Origin of the sequence: Weissella sp. DD23, from assembly GCF_001579105.1 — a bacterium.
Classification (GTDB): domain Bacteria; phylum Bacillota; class Bacilli; order Lactobacillales; family Lactobacillaceae; genus Weissella; species Weissella cibaria.
The window spans coordinates 28,157-31,493 of sequence record NZ_KQ970397.1 but is presented as its reverse complement, the minus strand read 5'-3'; the positions used below and the strand labels follow the sequence as shown (position 1 = coordinate 31,493).

At 45.9% G+C, this 3,337-nt stretch carries 4 protein-coding genes; all 4 read right to left on the bottom strand.

All coding sequences use genetic code 11. The features are described 5' to 3' along the window. Positions 1-1,397 (bottom strand): N-acetylglucosamine-specific PTS transporter subunit IIBC (nagE, locus tag WEIDD23_RS10080; RefSeq protein WP_242865503.1); only part of this gene is annotated, 1,397 nt, incomplete at its 3' end. 157 nt (positions 1,398-1,554) lie between these two features. Then, complete coding sequence (locus tag WEIDD23_RS10075; RefSeq protein WP_010373347.1) at positions 1,555-2,424, bottom strand: DegV family protein; 870 nt, start codon at positions 2,422-2,424, stop codon at positions 1,555-1,557. A gap of 58 nt (positions 2,425-2,482) precedes the next feature. Then, positions 2,483-2,845: a CrcB family protein gene (locus WEIDD23_RS10070; RefSeq protein ID WP_010373349.1), complete on the bottom strand. Its 363-nt coding sequence runs from the start codon at positions 2,843-2,845 to the stop codon at positions 2,483-2,485. After that, positions 2,842-3,219, bottom strand: a complete 378-nt coding sequence (locus WEIDD23_RS10065) for a fluoride efflux transporter FluC (protein ID WP_010373350.1) — start codon at positions 3,217-3,219, stop codon at positions 2,842-2,844. Before WEIDD23_RS10065 ends, WEIDD23_RS10070 begins: the two co-directional genes overlap by 4 nt. Positions 3,220-3,337: the final 118 nt, after the last annotated feature.

Below are 3,337 nucleotides of genomic sequence, written 5' to 3'. Positions count from 1 at the left end.
CCCATGACACCAGGCGTCTTCTTCAACGCATCTACATCTGCCAATGACGTATCTGTCATCTTATAACGCAAACGCGTCGTGCAGTTGTACAAGTACGTCAAATTGTCTTTGGCAGCGGCGTCACCACCTAGTGCTGACCATACCATTCGTGCTGTGCGGAGGTACTTATCTTCCCCACCAACTGTTGCCGCCTTACCAACTTGGACATCGTTGGCCGCGTCATCATCGTCCTTAGGATCACGACCCGGCGTCATCAAGTTAAACTTCTTAATCGCGAAAGTAAAGATACTGTAGTACAAGATCGCAAAAATGACACCTTGTACTAGCAACATGTATGGCTTATTCGCCAATGGCATTGAATAACTCAGAATATAATCGACCAAGCCACCAGAGAACGTAAATCCTGACGTCCAGTGGAAGAAGGCTGCAATGGCCAATGACAAGCCCATCAAAATAGCGTGAATTACATACAGTGGCCAAGCCACAAACATGAATGAAAACTCAAGTGGTTCAGTGACCCCAGTAAAGAAGGCCGCAATTCCAGCCGCCAACATCAATGACCCAACTCGCTTCTTTTGTGCGGGACGTGCTTGCCGATAAATGGCATAAGCACCCGCAGGTAACCCAAACATCATAATTGGGAAGAAGCCAGCTTGGTACATACCTGTTACACCCTTAACACCAGTTGAGTTCCAGTAGTTACCAATATCATTAATACCAGCAATATTAAACCAAAAGACTGAATTCAACGCGTGGTGCAAACCAGCTGGAATCAACATGCGGTTGAAGAAACCGTACAAACCGGCACCTACCCAGCCAAGGCCGGAAATCAACTTCGCAAACGTAACCAAGCCGGTATAAACTGGTGGCCAGACCAACAATAATACAACCGAAACCAACAACATCAGGACAGCCGTAATAATCGGTACCGAACGCTTACCGCTAAAGAAGGCCAAAGCAGCTGGCAAACGTACTTCGCTAAAGCGATTATACATTGCTGCCGCTAGCAAACCTGAAATAATACCAAGCAACACATTATTTGTTACCAAAGCATCAAATGCCGGGTTGACGGCGCTCAGTTTGATGTTCATCAGCGCTGCGATATTCTTTGGCGCCAATAAGTTAACAGGCAATTCATACGCCACAACAGCTGCTAGTGCAACTGCACCAGCTTCCTTTTTTTGCACCATACCCAAGGCCAACCCAACTGCGAACAGCAAGGCCAACTGGCCCAACAAGCCATTACCGGCAAAGGCCAAAAAGTTTCCAATCGATTGCGCGACACCACCTGGCAAACGCAAAATCCAATTACCAACCCCAACAAGTAAGGCTGCAGCTGGCAATACGGAAACCGGCAACATCAACGAACGACCCATTCGTTGTAGATAATCCTTCATTTTCACAATTCCCCTAAAAAATAATTAACAGTATGAATAATTTCCTATACCAATGTTTTTTATTTTGCACTTAAACCATTGATTTGACAATGATTCCTTATGAAAAAAGGTCTATACCAACATTTGTTTGGTATAGACCTTTAACTATTCTTTAACTTTACAATAACGACTTGTAGTCCTGACCCCAAATCATCCCCATGGCTTTTTCGCCCGTGTGGACACCGATGTAGGGACCGATAATGCTACGTTCGACAACCACATCTGGGAAGGCCGCTTGTAACTCAGCCGCCCAGCTATCGGCCAAATCTGGGTGGTTGCCATCAACAATGGCAACGCGTAATGGATAGGTAGCCGCGTCGTGAATTGCTGTGAAGTCAGCTATCATTTTCTTCCAAGCCCGCTTCATCGCGCGTTCCTTCCCGATTGCAATGATTTTGCCGTCTTCAAAAGTCAACATCGGTTTGATATTTAGCAATGATCCTAGCGTTGCCTGCCCACCTGAAATTCGACCCGTGCGTTGCAAATGACGAATATCATCTACTGCGAAATAAACATTAGTCGTCCCACGTAGCGTCGTCAAAGCCGCCAAAATTTCCGGTACATCATGGCCAGCTTGCACCATTTCGGCTGCCAACTTAGCCTGATTGCCGGCTCCAGCGGCCGCAATTTGTGAATCCCAGGCATGGATTTTAATGTTATCCATCGTTTGTGCCAATGATTGGACTGATGAATAGGTACCTGAAATGCCGCTCGACAAAACCACGGCAATCACGTCAGTATAACCTGCTGCAGCCAACTCGTTGAAGGCCGTCATGAAAACACCGATTTCTGGCTGTGAAGTCGTAAATGGTGTTACTGCCGTCCGGGCCATTTCATAGAATTCAGCTGGCGTCTGCCAATCTTCATTCTCATGAAATACTTGCGTGCCCATCATAATAGGATTGTTAATTTGCTTAATATTTAAAGCTTCTAAATCTTCGGGTGAAATGTAACTTGAACTATCCACCAAAACCGCAATCTTGCTCATCTTCTCTTATTTTTCTCCAAATAGTTTACGTCGTGTATTAAATTTACCACGTTTACGCTCAAAAGTGTGCCCCTAACCACGCGCCTAGTAGCAAGACAGGGACGCCCCCCACAAACGCTAGTAAGGTTTGGCCGATAATGTTAACCCGTTCACCGGGATTTTGCAGCCCGTTGGCCAAGGCAACAATTGGGGTTGAAAAGGTTGAATAACCACCCAAAATACCAGTTGCCCAGAACGTATTTTGCATAACCGGTAGTTGCATGCCATAGGCAAAACCGATTAATAACGCAGCTGAAAGATTGATGACCATCACCATCCAAGCGCTTGCCTTACCAAATACTTTTGGTGCCAACTCTAATAAGCTGAACCGGGCCATTGATCCGAAGATAGCGCCCAAGCCCGCAACAACAATTTGCATCATGCTGCCACCACCTTTTCAGCTAAATAACGGCCCAGATAGACGACTATGACACCACCAATAACACTCACAAGAATATACACACCACCAATTAGCCAACCATGTTTCACCATATCTAAGATGGCTGTTGAATATGTAGTGTAGGCGCCAAGGACGCCGACCATAATAAAGTCGGCGACCGGCTGAGCAAGTGTCACTTTTTTCGACCAAATGACGACGAGAAAAGCCGACAAGAAGGTACCCGTTAAATTAATAATTAGGGTTGATAGCGGAAAATTCGTCACATTAACCAATAGCGCAACTGCTTCACGTAGACTCCCGCCAAAGAAGCCACCCATGCCAACCGCCATTAACCGCTGCCAAAAAAGTTTTGTCATCTTTAACGATCCTCCCGATTTAAGGCTTGCATAATATCCCAAACCTTACCAAACTGTGCTTCATCAGTTAACAGGACCAACTCATCGCCCACCCGCAGGATAAAATCACCATTGGGTA

Coding starts and splice junctions, on each gene's coding strand:
- WEIDD23_RS10075 (WP_010373347.1), bottom strand. CDS start 2,424: ATGAGCAAGATTGCGGTTTTGGTGGATAGTTCAAGTTACATTTCACCC.
- WEIDD23_RS10070 (WP_010373349.1), bottom strand. CDS start 2,845: ATGATGCAAATTGTTGTTGCGGGCTTGGGCGCTATCTTCGGATCAATG.
- WEIDD23_RS10065 (WP_010373350.1), bottom strand. CDS start 3,219: ATGACAAAACTTTTTTGGCAGCGGTTAATGGCGGTTGGCATGGGTGGC.